Source organism: Williamsia sp. (assembly GCF_016462415.1).
Taxonomy (GTDB): Bacteria; Actinomycetota; Actinomycetes; order Mycobacteriales; family Mycobacteriaceae; genus Williamsia_A.
In genome coordinates this window covers 1-13,715 of the sequence record NZ_JAEMTF010000114.1, presented here as the reverse complement: position 1 = coordinate 13,715, position 13,715 = coordinate 1, and the positions used below count along the sequence as shown (strand labels likewise).

At 67.8% G+C, this 13,715-nt stretch carries 13 protein-coding genes; 10 read left to right on the top strand and 3 right to left on the bottom strand.

From position 1 onward, the window contains the following. From JHC79_RS20030 to JHC79_RS20020, 3 genes are all read left to right on the top strand, one after another. On the top strand, nucleotides 1-288 hold a 288-nt coding region (locus tag JHC79_RS20030), incomplete at its 5' end, for an MGMT family protein (protein WP_296394116.1). Nucleotides 289-299: 11 nt separating this feature from the next. Further along, nucleotides 300-1,562 carry an MFS transporter gene (locus JHC79_RS20025; RefSeq protein ID WP_296389834.1) on the top strand — a complete coding sequence of 421 codons (1,263 nt, stop codon included), beginning with the start codon at nucleotides 300-302 and terminating at the stop codon, nucleotides 1,560-1,562. Continuing rightward, on the top strand, nucleotides 1,559-1,978 hold the full coding sequence (locus JHC79_RS20020) for a hypothetical protein (protein ID WP_296389792.1): 420 nt from the start codon (nucleotides 1,559-1,561) through the stop codon (nucleotides 1,976-1,978). Before JHC79_RS20025 ends, JHC79_RS20020 begins: the two co-directional genes overlap by 4 nt. A 23-nt stretch (nucleotides 1,979-2,001) precedes the next feature. Here the strand turns inward: JHC79_RS20020 and JHC79_RS20015 are convergent, their stop codons facing one another. Further along, nucleotides 2,002-2,964 (bottom strand): SDR family NAD(P)-dependent oxidoreductase, encoded by a 963-nt coding sequence (locus JHC79_RS20015; RefSeq protein WP_296389793.1) that lies wholly within the window; start codon nucleotides 2,962-2,964, stop codon nucleotides 2,002-2,004. Nucleotides 2,965-2,982: 18 nt separating this feature from the next. Further along, a complete protein-coding gene (locus JHC79_RS20010; RefSeq protein WP_296389835.1) occupies nucleotides 2,983-3,501 on the bottom strand; it encodes a metallophosphoesterase in 519 nt (172 codons plus the stop codon). Nucleotides 3,502-3,801: 300 nt separating this feature from the next. Between JHC79_RS20010 and JHC79_RS20005 the strand changes: the two genes are divergently transcribed. Beyond that, a complete protein-coding gene (locus JHC79_RS20005; protein ID WP_296389794.1) occupies nucleotides 3,802-4,524 on the top strand; it encodes a hypothetical protein in 723 nt (240 codons plus the stop codon). A 118-nt stretch (nucleotides 4,525-4,642) separates the two neighbouring features. On the opposite strand, the gene JHC79_RS20000 is transcribed toward JHC79_RS20005, so the two are convergent. Then, nucleotides 4,643-5,551 carry a hydroxymethylglutaryl-CoA lyase gene (locus tag JHC79_RS20000; RefSeq protein WP_296389795.1) on the bottom strand — a complete coding sequence of 303 codons (909 nt, stop codon included), beginning with the start codon at nucleotides 5,549-5,551 and terminating at the stop codon, nucleotides 4,643-4,645. A 128-nt stretch (nucleotides 5,552-5,679) separates the two neighbouring features. On the opposite strand from JHC79_RS20000, the gene JHC79_RS19995 reads away from it, so the two are divergent. From JHC79_RS19995 to JHC79_RS19970, 6 genes are all read left to right on the top strand, one after another. After that, nucleotides 5,680-6,423: a GntR family transcriptional regulator gene (locus tag JHC79_RS19995; RefSeq protein ID WP_296389796.1), complete on the top strand. Its 744-nt coding sequence runs from the start codon at nucleotides 5,680-5,682 to the stop codon at nucleotides 6,421-6,423. 2 nt (nucleotides 6,424-6,425) lie between these two features. Then, nucleotides 6,426-7,652, top strand: a complete 1,227-nt coding sequence (locus JHC79_RS19990) for a CoA transferase (protein WP_296389797.1) — start codon at nucleotides 6,426-6,428, stop codon at nucleotides 7,650-7,652. 40 nt (nucleotides 7,653-7,692) lie between these two features. Then, on the top strand, nucleotides 7,693-9,750 hold the full coding sequence (locus tag JHC79_RS19985; protein WP_296389798.1) for a hydantoinase/oxoprolinase family protein: 2,058 nt from the start codon (nucleotides 7,693-7,695) through the stop codon (nucleotides 9,748-9,750). A 50-nt stretch (nucleotides 9,751-9,800) separates the two neighbouring features. Further along, a complete protein-coding gene (locus JHC79_RS19980) occupies nucleotides 9,801-11,690 on the top strand; it encodes a hydantoinase B/oxoprolinase family protein (RefSeq protein WP_296389799.1) in 1,890 nt (629 codons plus the stop codon). Beyond that, on the top strand, nucleotides 11,687-12,334 hold the full coding sequence (locus JHC79_RS19975; RefSeq protein ID WP_296389800.1) for an isochorismatase family protein: 648 nt from the start codon (nucleotides 11,687-11,689) through the stop codon (nucleotides 12,332-12,334). The genes JHC79_RS19980 and JHC79_RS19975 overlap by 4 nt, the downstream gene beginning before the upstream one ends. A 141-nt stretch (nucleotides 12,335-12,475) precedes the next feature. Beyond that, nucleotides 12,476-13,715 (top strand): alpha/beta hydrolase family protein (locus JHC79_RS19970; RefSeq protein WP_296394113.1); only part of this gene is annotated, 1,240 nt, incomplete at its 3' end.

Here is a 13,715-nt window from a genome sequence, read left to right as displayed (position 1 = left end):
GTTCTCGACGTCGTCGACCGCATCCCGAGCGGTCGGGTGATGACCTACGGCGACATCGCCGAGTACCTGCAGCGCGGCGGACCGCGCGGCGTCGGCGGAGTCATGGCGCGCGACGGCCAAGCGGTCACCTGGTGGCGAGTCGTGCGCGCCACCGGAACCCTGCCCGCCCATCTGATGATCGAGGCGCAGACGCAGTGGCACAGCGAGAACACACCGTTGCGCCGCGGGATCGTCGACATCGAACGCGCGCGCTGGTGGCCCGACGAGACCGCCGGGGGACTCGCGTGACCGCGCCCTCGATGAGCCGGTCGTCATCGCTGACGGCCGGGGCGTTCGTCCTCCTGACGAGCCTGTATTTCGCGCAGGGACTGCCGTTCGGCTTCTTCACACAGGCGCTGCCGGTGGTGCTCCGCCGCTCCGGGTATTCGCTGGTGACGATCAGCGCCACCGGCATCCTCTTCGCCCCCTGGGCGCTCAAGTTCCTCTGGGCGCCGTACGTCGACCGCTACGGGTCGCGGCGCCGATGGCTGTTGACGCTCCAAAGCGCTTCCGCTGCAGTCGCTCTGATCCTCGCCTGCCTGGACCTGTCGACGACCCTGACCTGGCTGTTCGTCGGCATCGCGGTGGTCAACCTCATCTCCGCGACCCAGGACGTCGTCACCGACGGGCTCGCCGTCCGCCTGCTCGGACCGCGCGACCGCGGCGTCGGTAACGCGATTCAGGTGGGCGCGTATCGCATCGGGATGATCGTCGGCGGCGGGTTGCTGCTGTGGTTGTTCTCGCTCGCCGGGTGGCGTCTGTTGTTCGTCGCGATGGCGCTTCTACTGATCGCGTCGACGATCCCGGTGTGGTTCCTGCGTGCCCAGACCGATGCTGCTGATCAGGTCTCGTCCGCAGCCGACCGACCGTCGGCGGCTCGGTTGGCCACCGGCTGGTTCACGCGGCTACGCCGACCGGGGATGATCGCGTTCATCCTGCTCGTCGCCGGGTACAAGTTCGGGAACTCGATGGGGTCGGCGTTGGTGGGCCCGTTCCTCTCCGACGTCGGGCTCTCGCTGCCGCAGATCGCGCTCATCGAAGGCGGGTTGTCCTCGGTGTCGGCGTTGGTCGGCGCGGGACTCGGCGGTTGGTACGCCTACCGGTTCGGGCGTCGCCACGCGCTGTTGCTCGCCGGCATCACCCAGACCGCCGCGCTCGCGCTGTACGTCGCGGCCTCCCTCGACATCGGAGGCCTGGGTCTCATCGTCACGGCAAGCATCGCCGAGCACGTCTTCGGGGGCGCGGCCACCGTGGTGGTGTTCGCGCTGATGATGGACGCGTCCGATCGTGATCACGCGGGAACCGACTACACGCTGATCGCGTGCGCGGTCGTCTTCTCGCAGGGCATCGCCGGATTCACGGCAGGCGTGGTCGGTGACCTGTTCGGCTACCCCGCGATGTTCGGCAGTGGATTGGTGCTCTCCGGCCTCGGGTGCGCGGTGATGCTCACGGCACTGTCGCGGGGCGTCGGCCCGAAAGGGTTGCGCGCGGTGGTGTCGCCGCCGGGCATCATGAGGTCATGACCGTCGAACTCGCCCCTGATGTCTCCCGTCATCTGACGCGTCGACTGACGCTGTGGGGTGGAGTGTCGGTCGTCGGTGGCGGGCTTCTGGCTCTGCGCGGACGGAGTGCGGGGAGCCGCGCTTTCGGACTTCAGAATGCGATGTGGGGCGCGATCGATGTGGTCATCGCCGGGGTGTCCACGCTGCAGTCGACCCCGCCCACCACACCGAAACTCCGTCGGCTCCTGCTGATCAACACCGGCCTCGATGTCGCCTACGTGGCCGGCGGAGCTCATCTGATCGTCCGCACCCCGAGTTTCCGCGGTCGGATCACCGCCGAGCAGGCGCGCGGGCACGGCGCCGCGGTCGTCGTTCAGGGGGCTGCGCTGTTCGTTCTCGACCTCACCCACGCTCGCCAGTTGCATCCGTGGCCGTAGTCCCCGCTCAGCGGGTCATCTGGCTACGCCTGGTCTATCCCGGTGGCGTCCACGACCGCCTGCCACAACGCCTCCCGCGCGTCGGGTGAATCCCGGCGCCAGGACGGGTAGTGGGTCGGTCGGGTGGCACGGTCGTGCCAGAACTTACCGGTGCTCGTGGTCGCCTGGGGAGAGGCCGCCAACCACACGATGGTGTCGGCACCGGCTTGCGCGGTGCGCAGGATCGGCTTCATGACGGCACCGAACGCCGGGATCGAGTCGGTCACGCCGGGAGTCGCCGCCCACCCCGGGTGCATGCTGTGCACGACGGCGTCCTCGGGACCCGCGAACCGTTGCGCCAGTTGCTCGGTGACCACCACCTGCATGCGTTTGGTTCGCGCGTAGGCGGTGAGTCCGGAGTAGGTGCCCTCGGTGAACTCGAAGTCCGTGGTCTGCAACGGCACGGGGTACATCCCGCCGCTGGAGACGAACACGACCCGCGAGTCCGCGTCGAACAGTGGCCGCAGCCCCACGGTCAACGCGACCGGACCCAGCACGTGGGTGGCGAAGGCCGACTCGTGTCCCTGCGCGGAGAGCGTCCGCTCCGGCGGCATCACCCCGGCACTGTGGATCACGGCGTGCACACGCGGCAGGTCCGCGGTCAGCGCGGTCACCAGCCGCGAGACCGCGTCGAGATCGCTGATGTCGTACTCGTGGATCACCACATCGGCGTCGGGGACGTGGCCTCGCACCGTCCGCGCCGACGACTCGAGTCGCTCGGCGGTCCGGCCGACGAGGTGGACGCGTGCGCCGAGTCGCGCGAGCTCGGTGGCGGCGGCCGCACCCAGACCGGAACTGCCGCCGGTGACGACGATGTCGACGCCGGTGTCGAACGGTTCCGGGTCGGGTGCCCAGAAGCGACTGCGCACCGATGATCCGATGCGTGAATAACCGGGGATGACCGTGCGATCGAGCAGGACATCGACGGCGGTGGTGAGCGGGTTCATGTGTGTGGGCCTCCGCGGTCAGCGTATCGACCGCGTCGTGTCGGGCTGCAGCTCGTGGAGGTGCACGTCACCCAGGACGCCGTCGGTGACGGTGGTGGTCATGTAGGTGCAGTGCGGCTGACGTCGACGATCGGTGGGGGAGCCGGGGTTGAGCAGACGCAGGCCGGTGTCGGTGGTGGTGTCCCACGGGATGTGGCTGTGGCCGAACACGAGAACGTCGGTGTCGGGGTAGGTCAGCGACATCCGCTTGTCGCGGCCCGTCGAGGCGCCGGTCTCGTGGACGACCGTGATGCGCAGACCGTCGATGGTCACGTCGGCGCGCTCGGGCATCCGCCCCCGCAGTTCCGGCCCGTCGTTGTTCCCCCAACACGCGATGAGCCGCGCCGACCGTGCGTCGAGCAGCTCGAACGTGGCGAGATCGACCCAGTCGCCGGCGTGGATCACCACATCTGCAGCATCGACGGCAGCCAGAAGCTCCTCGGGTAGTACCTTCGCGCGTTTCGGCAGATGGGTGTCCGACATGAGGAGCACAGACAGCGAGCTGGGCGGGGTCATGACCGCCACGCTAATGCTGCTGCGGCGGATCCAGGCCGACGGCCGGTCGTGGTCTCACGCCGCGTCGTCCGACCGGTGAATCAGGCTACGCAAGAACACGTCTGACGCAGGCTGATGCGATGGCAATGTGTGCGTTCGTGAACGACTGGACATTCATACGAACGGGACACTGCTCAGTAGTGAGTTAAACCAACGTTCCCTGATATTGAACTGTCACTTAACTGTGATCATTAGTGTCCGTTTCGACGGCACCAGCGAGGTGCCCTGAGTAACGGAGCAGGAATGAAGATTCGTAATCGGATGATCGCGCTCACGGCGGCCGTCATGGCGACCGCTGCCCTGGGAACGGTGTCCGCCACCCAGGCGAACGCAGCGTTGGACCCGTCCAACAGCCTCGGTATCAACTTCGACGCTGACACCACGACTGTGATCGCGAAGACCCAGCAGCCGGTCGTGTTCCCCCAGACCAAACTGGTGACCCGCACCGACCTGACCAACCTGGAGGGAACCCTCAACCTCCCGCAGGCCGCGGCCAAGCTCAAGCTCGGTCCGCTCACGCTGGCCAACTTCAAGATCTCGGTCATCAACGCGTCGCAGGTGACCGGCACGATCAAGCAGGGTGGCACCGAAACCGCGCCGGCCCTCGACCTGGACGTGTCGCAGACCTTCCAGATCCGTCTCGACTCGGTGCAGCCGCTCAACATCAGCAGCGGTTCGGCCAGCCTGAACCTGGTTCCGGCCAACGGAAGCTGTGTCACCGCGCCCACCACGGCCAAGCTGACCGGTTCGCTCGATGCCACCAAGCTGCTCGGCGGCGACGTGCCGCAGGCCGACGCCCACATCAAGGGCAGCTACACGATCCCGCCGTTCCAGAACTGCGGACCGTTCGCCGGCGTGCTCAACGCGATCATCGCGGGTCCGGGCAACACCCTCGACGTGCACGTGACCAACCCCGAGTTCGTGATCGGCGACCAGGCCGCAGCGCGCGCGAAGTTCGTCAACTGATCACAGACGTTCGCGTCTGAAACACCGCAGCGGCGGGTGGGTCCCATGGACCCGCCCGCCGTTGTCGTGTGCGTCAGTCGAGTACGAGCCACTGCGAACGTGACAGCGTTCCAACCGATCAGCCCGGGAACGGCCCGGCACGTCCGAACAGCGCAGGGACCGGCGAGTCCAGCTGCGCACCGATCCATGTCGCCGCGTCGGCGATGGCCCCGCCGTCGATGCCGGTGTCGACACCGGATCGCTGCAGCGCATAGTTGAGGTCCTCGGTCGCGATGTTGCCGGTTGCGTTGGGGGCGAACGGACATCCACCGAACCCGCCGATGCTGGCGTCGAGGGCGCAGTCGCCGAGATCGAAGGCGGTCAGCGCGTTGGCGTAACCGGTGTTGCGGGTGTTGTGGAAATGCCACCGCAGCGCTACGTCCGGCGCGACGCGTCGCGCACCGGCGTGCAGAGCGCGAACCTGTGCCGGCACACCCACCCCGATGGTGTCGGCGATGGCGATCTCGTCGGGGCCCGACTCCGCGACCCGCGCCATCAGATCGATGACGCGCTCGGCGGGCATCTCGCCACTGAACGGGCACCCGAACGAGACCGCGAAGGTGACCGTGGTGAACATGCCCGCGGCTCGGGACTCGGCGGCGATCCGCTTCCACCGCGCCAGGCCCTCCTCGACGTCGCAGCCCTGGTTGCGCTGACTGAACTCGTCGGAACAGACGACGACCACGTTCACCTCGTCGACGCCCGCGGCCAGAGCGCGTTCGAGTCCACGCTCGTTGAGCACCAACCCGATGTAGTCCACGTCGTCCCGCCGGGGGAGCGCCGCCATGACCTCTTCGGCGCCGGCCATCTGGGGCACACGCTTCGGGTTGACGAAGCTGACGGCCTCGATGCGTCGCATGCCGGCGTCGACGGCGCGGGTGATGAAGTCGACCTTGGTTTCCACCGACAGGGCGGTGCGTTCGTTCTGCAGGCCGTCGCGCGGCCCGACTTCCACCACATGAGTTCCGGCGTAGGTCGTGTTCGTCATCCACCCATCATCACCCCACCAGGTATTGCATACAAGGTTGTGTTGATTCGCGGTTAAATCTGCGGTTTATCAAGACAGAACTCGAACTCCCGCTTACCTTGCATACAAACAAGCGAAACGGGGTCGCAGTGGAACGTGCAGTCGACCGGGTGTACTCCCACATCCGGGCCGCCATTCTCGACGGCCGGTTCGCGCCTGGGGCGCGGCTGGGTGAGGCGGAGCTGGCCGAGGTCACGCAGGCCTCCCGCACCCCGGTGCGAGAGGCGTTGCGCCAGCTGGAGGTCGAGGGCCTCGTCGAGGTGTTGCCGCATCGCGGCGCCCGCGTCTATCAGTTCACCTCCGATGACCTCGAGGAGATCTACGACCTCCGCATGACGTTGGAGGCGTTGGCGGCCGGGCGCGCGGCGTCGCGGATCAGCGATGGGCAGCTCGATCAGATGGCCGAACTGTGCGACCGCATGGAGGCGGCCGCGCTCGACGACGACCTCGAACTCGTCGCCACGGCCAACATGGAGTTCCACGCCATCGTCCGCACCGCCTCGGCGAGCACCCGGCTCACCTCGATGCTCAGCGCGGTGATCCAGCTGCCACTGATGATGCGGACCTTCCACCGGTACGCGCCCGAGGATCTGCACCGCAGTGCCGGACACCATCGTGAACTGATTGCCGCGCTGCGTGCGCGGGACGAGGTGTGGGCGGATGCCGTGATGCGGTCGCACGTCCGAGCGGCCAAGGCCGTGCTGCTCGCCTCGGTTCGCGCCGACGAGGAGCTGGCGACGACGGCCCAACCGGCAGAAACACCGGCCCAACCCGGGCACACAACCGCCCACCACGCGCACACGACGGCCCAACCGGCTCAGAGCGGAGTCTGATCATGACCACGGCACACGACACGGCACCTCCCACCGCGACCGGGCCGTTGGCCGACCTGCGGGTGGTGGAGATGGGTCAGCTGTTGGCCGGCCCGTTCTGTGGTCAACTCCTGGCCGACTTCGGTGCCGAGGTCATCAAGCTCGAGGCCCCGGGGGTCGGAGATCCCATGCGGCAGTGGGGGCGTGAGAAGCCCTACGGCAAGTCGCTGTGGTGGCCGGTGGTGGCCCGCAACAAGAAGTCGGTGACGTGTGACATGCGCACGCCGGAGGGCCAGGAACTCGCCCGCGACATCATCGGCCGCTCCGACATCGTCGTCGAGAACTTCCGTCCCGGCACCCTCGAGCGGTGGAACCTCGGCTTCGAGGAACTGCGCGCCGACAACCCCGGACTCATCATGGCGCGCGTCAGCGGCTACGGACAGACCGGTCCGTACTCCTCACGCGCCGGTTACGGGTCGATCGGTGAGGCGATGGGCGGGATCCGTTACGTCACCGGCGATCCCGACAATGCCCCGTCGCGGGCCGGGATCTCGCTCGGCGACTCGCTGGCGGCGGTGTTCGCCACCATCGGTGTGCTCACCGCTCTGCACAGCCGATCGGTCACCGGCCGCGGGCAGCTCGTCGACGCGGCCATCTACGAGTCGGTCCTCGCGATGATGGAGTCGATGCTGCCGGAGTGGGCGGTGGCCGGATATCAGCGCGAGCGGACGGGCTCGGTGCTGCCGAACGTCTCGCCCAGCAACGTCTATCCCACGCGGGGCGGCGAGATGATCCTGATCGCCGCCAATCAGGACACCGTGTTCGGTCGGCTCGCGACGGTCATGGGTCGCGAGGATCTGATCACCGCGCCGCGTTTCGCCGGCCATGCGGCCCGCGGGGAGAACATGGACGAACTCGACGGGATCATCGCCGCCTGGACGGCTGACCTCGACACCGACGAGCTGTTGGAGACCCTGCACGGCGGTGGCGTTCCCGCCGGTCGGATCTTCACCGCGCGTGACATGTTCGACGACCCGCACTTCGCCGCCCGCGACGCGATCGTGCGGCTGGCCCACCGCGACTTCGGCGAGTTCCCCACGCACAACGTCTTCCCCAAGCTCGGGGACACCCCCGGTGCGGTGCGGCATCTCGGTCCCGAACTCGGCGAACACAACGACGACATCTACCGGCACCTGCTCGAACTGTCCGACGACCGTCGCGCCGACCTCGCGCGCCGCAGCATCATCTGACCCCCACCGCCCACCGGCGTCGAAACAACTAGGAGACCCCATGCGATACCGACTCGGAGTGGACGTCGGCGGGACGTTCACCGATGTGCTGCTGCTCGAGGAGACCTCGGGCAGCACCTACCGCGCCAAGACCCCGTCGACACCCGCGGATCAATCCGTCGGCGTGCTCAACGGCGTCACCAAGGTGTGCACCGACGCGGGCATCGACCCCGAACAGATCGAGCAGGTGCTGCACGGGACCACCGTGGCGACCAACGCGATCTTGCAGGGACGCGGTGCTCGGGTGGGTCTGGTGACAACCGACGGGTTCCGTCAGGTCCTGCAGATCGCGCGGTCGTTCGTCCCGGGCGGGCTCGCCGGGTGGATCATCTGGCCGAAGCCCGAGCCACTGGCCAAGCTCGAGCACACCGTTCAGGTGGTCGGCCGGATCGGCGCCGACGGCGGTGAGATCACCCCGCTCGACGAGGAGCAGACCCGCGGCGAGCTGCGCAAGCTCGCCGGTGCCGACGTCGAGGCGATCACGGTGTCGCTGATCAACTCGTATGCGAACAGCGACCACGAGGAGCAGGTCGGACGGTGGGTGGCCGAGGAGCTGCCCGACATCCCGATCTCGTTGTCGTCGCACGTCCTGCCGGAGATGCGCGAGTACGAGCGCACCCTGACCACGGTGGCCAACAGCTATGTGCAGCCCGAGGTCTCGCGATACGTCAAGAACCTCGACTCGTCGCTGAGGGAGAAGGGGATCACCGCGCCGCTGTCGATCCTGCGCAGCGACGGTGGTCTGGTACAGGCGAGCAAGGCCGCCGAGGACCCGGTGTCGCTGCTGTTGTCGGGACCGGCCGGCGGCGTGACCGGTGCGGTGTGGTTCGCCCAGCAGGCCGGATACAACGACTTCCTGACCTTCGACATGGGCGGGACGTCCACCGATGTCGCCCTCGTCCTCGACGGTCAACCCCGCATCGGCCGCGAGACCAAGGTGGGCGACCTCGCGGTCCGCGCGACCAGTGTCGACGTCCGAACCGTCGGCGCCGGTGGCGGTTCCATCGCGCATGTCCCCGAGCTGACCAAGGCCCTGCGCGTGGGTCCGCAGTCCGCAGGTGCCGATCCCGGTCCCGCGGCCTACGGCAACGGCGGCACGGAACCGACGGTCACCGACGCCAACGTCGTCTTGGGGTATCTGCCCAGCGACCTCGCCGGCGGCGAGGTGAAGCTCGATGTCGAGGCCGCCCGCACGGCGGTCGCGACGATCTCCGACGCGATGGGACTCGATTCCCCCGAGGCCGCGGCGTCGGGGGTGGTCGACATCGTCAACGAGAACATGTTCGGAGCGTTGCGGCTGGTGAGTGTCCAGCAGGGCTACGACCCCCGCGATTTCGCGCTGGTGTCGTTCGGCGGTGCCGGTCCGCTGCACGCGAACGCCCTCGGCCGGCTCACCGGCGCCTGGCCGGTGATCATCCCGCCCTCGCCCGGGGTGCTGTGCGCCTACGGCGACGCCACGACCTGTCTGCGTGCCGAGAGTGCCCGCACCCTGATCCGTGCCTTCGTCGATCTCACCAGCGACGAATTGCGTTCGGTCATCTCCGATCTCGCCGAGGTGGCCACCGAGCGCCTCGAGACCGAAGGCGTGCCGCGGGCCGAGCAGACCGCGACCTACCAGGTGGACCTGCGCTACCACGGCCAGGGATTCGAGATCCCCGTCGACCTCGACCCCGATGTGCTCACCGGGACCGGAGACCTGCTGGCGGAGTTGGGCACCGCCTTCGACACCGAGCACAAACGACTGTTCTCGTTCCTGCTCAAGAACGAGCGTGAGGTCATCAACCTGCGCGTCACCGTGAGCGGGCCGCGTCCCGAGGTCGCCTGGACCGAACTGGCCCAGGGGTCGGAGGATCCGTCAGCGGCACTGATCGAGGAGTCGCAGGTGTGGATGGACGGCGCGCACACGACCGCGGGCATCTACGACCGCGAGAAGTTGTTGGCGGGCAACGTCATCGTCGGACCGGCCATCGTCACCGAGATGGACTCCACGACGCTCGTCCTGTCCGGGCACGCCGCCACCGTCGACCCCAGCGGCAGCCTCATCATCCGACCGGTCTGACCCGACCTCACACCCCGAGACACCCTCCCTCCCAGCACAGGAGAACCACGATGGCCACCATCATCGAAACCGCCACCGACCCGGTCGCGAAGACCTCCGTCGACCCGGTCACCCTCGACATCATCGAGAACGCTCTGCGCAACGCCCGCTACGAGATGGACGAGGTGCTGTTCCGTACCGCGCTGTCGCCCGGTATCCGGGAACAGCACGACGAGTTCCCGCTCATCGCCGATCCGAGCGGCAAGATGGTCGTCGGCCAGTTCGGTCTGTCCGTCCCCGACTTCCTCGACAACTTCGACGGCACCGTCGGCGACGGCGACATCCTGCTCACCTCCGACCCCTACGCCTGCGGCGCTGCCATCAGCCACGCCAACGATTGGTTGATCGTCCTGCCCATCTTCCACAGCGGGCGGGTCGTCGGGTGGTCGTCGATGTTCGGCCACATGTCCGACGTGGGCGGCAAGACGCCGTCGTCGATGCCCGCCGACGCACGCACCATCTTCGAAGAGGGCGTGGTGATCCCGCCGTTCAAGCTCTACGACCAGGGCACGCTCAACGAGACCGCGCTCGACATCATCCTCAACCAGGTGCGCATGCCCGACTGGAACCGCGCCGACCTCAACGGTCTGGTCGCGGCATGCACCACGGCGTCGCGACGCATCGTCGAACTGTGTGACCGGTTTGGCGTCGAGGTGTACCTGTCGGCGCTCGACGCGCTGCTCGACCGCAACTACCAGGCCATGAAGGTGCTGCTCGCGACGCTGTTCGTCGACGGTGAGACCATCGAGTTCAGTGACTACATCTGCGATGACGGATGTGGTTACGGGCCTTATGAACTCACCATCAAGCTGACCCGTCACGGCGAGAAGATCCACCTCGACTTCTCCGAACACGCGCCGCAGGCCGTGGGGCCGATCAACTACTTCATCAACGAGAACCTCGTCCGGATGTTCTTCGGCATCTACGTGATCACCATCGCCGATCCGCAGATCCTGTGGAACGACGGGTTCTATCCGTTGATCGACGTGACCATCCCGGACAACTCGTTCTGGAAACCGGCCTATCCGGCCGCGCTCAACGGTCGCAATCACGGCATCGGCCGCGTGTTCGACCTGTTCGGTGGGCTGCTGGGGCAGAACAACCCGGAGATCCTCAACGCCGCCGGGTTCTCCTCGTCGCCGCACTTCATGTACTCCGGTCACTACGACGGCGGACCGCGCGACGGCGAGTGGTTCCAGCTCTACTCGATCGGGTTCGGCGGTATCCCCGGGCGTCCCATCGGCGACGGACCGGACGGTCATTCGCTGTGGCCGTCGTTCGTGAACATCCCGTGCGAGTACCTGGAGTCGTACTACCCGTTGCGGGTCGAGCGGTGGGAGACGTTGCCCGACACCGGCGGTGCCGGTGTGCACCGCGGCGGCAACGGTGTCGACGTCGCCTACCACTTCGAACAACCGGGCACGATCGCCATCCACGACGACCGCTGGCTCACCTACCCCTGGGGTGTCAACGGCGGCAAGCCCGGCGCGCGCGGTCGCAAGTGGATCGTGCGGAAGAACGGTGAGATCGACATCCTGCCCAGCAAGATCCACGACGCGCCGGTGTACCCGGGCGACGTGCTGCACTTCGTCACCTGGGGCGGCGGGGGATGGGGTGACCCGCTCACCCGCGACCCCGAACTGGTCGCCCTCGAGGTGCGACGCGGCTTGGTCACCGTCGAGGGTGCGACGGCCGGCTACGGGGTGGTCTGCGACGACCAGGGTGTCGTCGACACCGCGGCGACCGAGACCCGTCGTGCGGAGATCCGCTCAGGACGCGGCGAACTGCAGACCTTCGACATGGGCCCGTCGATCGCGGAGATCCTGGAACGCTGCGAGGAGGAGACGGGATTGCCGGCCCCGCGGCCGCCGGTGAGCGTGGCCCGGTCAGCGGCTCGATGAGCACCGAGTCGTCCGACCCGCTCGACGACTACCGCCGGTCCGGTTTCGCGGGATCGGTGGGATTCGGGCAGCGGCCCGCGGTACTGGCCATCGACCTCGCGCGCGCCTACGTCGACGACTCCTCGCCGCTGCGCGCGCCGGTCGAGTCGGCGGTGGCGGCGTCGGCCCGGTTGGTCGCCGCCGCGCGCGGGTTGTCGGTGCCGGTGGTCTTCACGAGGGTGAGCTACCGGGTGGACCCGGACAGCGGCGCGATCGTCGACGGTGGGTTGTTCGTCGCGAAGATCCCGTCGCTGCGGGTGTTCGCCGAGGGTTCGCCGTTGGCCGAGTTCGTCGACGACCCGCGGCCCCGTGGTGGCGAGGTGGTCATCACCAAGCAGTACGCGAGTGCGTTCAGCGGAACGTCGCTGGCCGCGACGCTGTCGTCCCGGGGGATCGACACCGTGGTCATCTGCGGTCTGTCGACCAGTGGATGCGTCCGTGCCTCCGCCACCGATGCGCTGCAACTCGGGTTCCGGCCGATCGTGGTCGCCGACGCCTGCGGGGACCGGACGCCGGCCATCCAGGAGGCGAACCTGACCGACCTGGCGGCCAAGTACGCCGACGTCGTCGACACCGACGAGGCCATCCGGCTGATGACGGGCTGAGCCGCGGAACCGGGTCGGTAACGTTTCGCGACCTCGTGACGACTCCGGTGTGTAGGCACGTCGGGATCACGAGGGGCATTTTGTATGGGCTGGACCGTTGTTGACGAGAACCGATCACCGGCGACCGGATGGAGCGCTGCGGTGCTCCGTCCCGCGGTGGTACGGCCCGCGGCGATCATCATCGCGGTGAGCGTCGTCATCTTCGCGCTGACCGCGCTGCTGACGACGGACAACAAGGCTCAGGCGCTGACCGGCCACCCCGAGGTCCTGCGCCAGGGTTGTACCTGGGACTCGTCCGGTAACTACGTCCAGAACTGCAGGGTCTACTCGCAGTCGCAGGGCAAGTGGGTGATCGTGCAGATCCGCGCGTCCAGCGGCAGCACCCAGGGCGTCTACCTGCTCGACGGAATGCGTGCGCGTGAGGACCGTTCCGCGTGGACCACCGACGTGCAGGCCGCCAAGGTCTACGACGGCAAGTCCGACACCACGCTGGTGATGCCGGTGGGCGGCGCCTCGTCGTTCTACACCGACTGGAACGGCGGCGCGGGCGACAAGAACACCACCATCAAGCAGGAGACCTTCCTGACCTCCGAGCTGCCGGACTTCCTGCAGCAGAACTTCGGTGTCGCCAAGAGCGGCAACGCGATCGTCGGACTGTCGATGTCGGCCGGGCCCGCGGTGACGCTGGCCGAGAAGCACCCCGAGCAGTTCAAGGTCGTCCAGGCGATGTCGGGGTACTACCAGACCAACAACCCGCTCGGCGCGCTCGGCGTCTTCGCGACCCAGTCGCTGGTGTCGAACTACACCAACGGCATCGTCAACATGTGGGGCGCCCCCGGCAGCGCACAGTGGCAGCAGAACGACGCGTCGCAGAACCTGGCGAAGCTCAAGGAGAACGGTCAGGTCCTGATCATCTCCTCGGGCAACGCGTTCCTGACGCCGCAGGAGATGGCCAAGCTGGCCCCGCAGGATCAGATCAGCGCGATCCTCCTCGAGGCCCTGTCCGCGGTGTCCACCGTGCTGCTGCAACTGCAGGCGGCGCAGGCCGGCGTCTCGGTCGTCACCATCCCGAACTACGGCGGACACACCTGGGAGAACTGGGGGCGCGGGCTCGCCGCGGGTAAGCAGAACCTGCTCGACGCGATGAAGGCGACGCCGCCGGTCACGCAGAAGACCGTGGTGCTGGCCGCGAACAGGATCGGCACGACCGAGTCGTCGTCGATCGCGTCACCGACGCCCACGTCATCGTCCGAGTCCGGCGCGCCCTCGAGCTCGGCCGCATCGAGTTCCACACCGTCGAGTTCGAGTTCGTCGGCATCCACGTCGTCGACGCCGGACGCGAGCACCGATGTCTCCGCCTCGACCACAGCTCCGTCGGCGC

Coding starts and splice junctions, on each gene's coding strand:
- JHC79_RS20025 (WP_296389834.1), top strand. CDS start 300: ATGAGCCGGTCGTCATCGCTGACGGCCGGGGCGTTCGTCCTCCTGACG.
- JHC79_RS20020 (WP_296389792.1), top strand. CDS start 1,559: ATGACCGTCGAACTCGCCCCTGATGTCTCCCGTCATCTGACGCGTCGA.
- JHC79_RS20015 (WP_296389793.1), bottom strand. CDS start 2,964: ATGAACCCGCTCACCACCGCCGTCGATGTCCTGCTCGATCGCACGGTC.
- JHC79_RS20005 (WP_296389794.1), top strand. CDS start 3,802: ATGAAGATTCGTAATCGGATGATCGCGCTCACGGCGGCCGTCATGGCG.
- JHC79_RS20000 (WP_296389795.1), bottom strand. CDS start 5,551: ATGACGAACACGACCTACGCCGGAACTCATGTGGTGGAAGTCGGGCCG.
- JHC79_RS19990 (WP_296389797.1), top strand. CDS start 6,426: ATGACCACGGCACACGACACGGCACCTCCCACCGCGACCGGGCCGTTG.
- JHC79_RS19985 (WP_296389798.1), top strand. CDS start 7,693: ATGCGATACCGACTCGGAGTGGACGTCGGCGGGACGTTCACCGATGTG.
- JHC79_RS19980 (WP_296389799.1), top strand. CDS start 9,801: ATGGCCACCATCATCGAAACCGCCACCGACCCGGTCGCGAAGACCTCC.
- JHC79_RS19975 (WP_296389800.1), top strand. CDS start 11,687: ATGAGCACCGAGTCGTCCGACCCGCTCGACGACTACCGCCGGTCCGGT.